This window comes from Streptomyces sp. SID14478, from assembly GCF_010548525.1.
Lineage (GTDB): Bacteria > Actinomycetota > Actinomycetes > Streptomycetales > Streptomycetaceae > Streptomyces.
Window position 1 is genome coordinate 1 of sequence record NZ_JAAGMG010000203.1, and the last position, 277, is coordinate 277.

1 protein-coding gene is annotated in these 277 nt (G+C 78.3%); it reads right to left on the bottom strand.

The window, feature by feature from the left end; genetic code table 11:
• Positions 1-277 (bottom strand): AzlD domain-containing protein (locus G3I40_RS07345; protein ID WP_164301345.1); only part of this gene is annotated, 277 nt, incomplete at both ends.

The following is a 277-nucleotide window of genomic DNA, read 5'->3' on the forward strand; positions in this document are numbered from 1 at the left end:
CCAGTCGCAGCAGCCCGGTGACCGCGGTCGCCCCCACGACCACCACCGCGAACGGCGCCCGCCGCCACGCGAGCACCCCGCCCGCGAGGACCCCGGCGGGCCGCGCCCACCCGGCGAACTCGTGCCCCTCCATCAGCGCCCCGGTGGCGAGCAGCGCGACGAGCAGCACGGTGGCGCCGGTGGACAGCAACTCCTGGACGCGTGCGGGCAGTTCGACCCGCCCCTGGAGCAGCGGCCCGGCCAGCCGGAAGGCGTACGTGCCGGCCGCGAGGACGAG